1 protein-coding gene is annotated in these 663 nt (G+C 46.0%); it reads right to left on the reverse strand.

All coding sequences use genetic code 11. The annotated features are described in order from the left end of the window. Positions 1-283: 283 nt before the first annotated feature. Positions 284-663, reverse strand: a 380-nt coding sequence (locus tag A3763_RS02870; protein WP_197482712.1) for a TetR family transcriptional regulator C-terminal domain-containing protein, incomplete at its 5' end; no start/stop codon positions are given.

Raw genomic sequence — 663 nt, forward strand, 5'->3', positions numbered from 1 at the left:
TTATTAAATCGATTTCTATTGGATCGCACCTGTAGCCGCGTCACTTCGCAGTAGGGTGAAAATATACCCGCGTAGCGTCGGCATTAATTGACATAAAAGGCAATCGAGTTGATATTTAAGGACGTCGTCCAATCCTCTCCAGTCGATCTCCTAAATTCACAGGACGGGCTCGAACTGTGTGTCCTACTTCTAAAACAGACAAGATTCGAACTCGATTTATCTGATTTCCGAAGATAACAAGAAGGTAGTGTGATTTTAAAAAAAGAATTTCGGGGATCAGCGGTCAATAGAGCCGTGACAGATACGCACTCACATGTTGCTTCTGCCGCTTTACAGGCCAATCTTTGGGAGCCAATGACGCCTTTAGACCCAGACCATCCACATAAGTGGCCAACATTTCAGCTTCTAACTGTACATCTAGATCCGGTCTGAGTTCACCGGCCGCCTGTGCTTTCTCGATGAAACCGGAAATACCGGCTACCCAGTCCTTTATCCAGTGTGTTTGAGTTTGCTGCAAAGCTTGAGAATCTCCGGCCCGCTGCCAAAAGTCTCGCCAGACACAGAATTCTTTTTGCACAGTTTCGTTGATGGGCAAAGTTTGCAGCAATAAGTTCTCCAAATCCTTCGGGTTGTCTTGTATCGCCTGCACTAAACGATCTTCAG

This window comes from Oleiphilus sp. HI0128, from assembly GCF_001635365.1.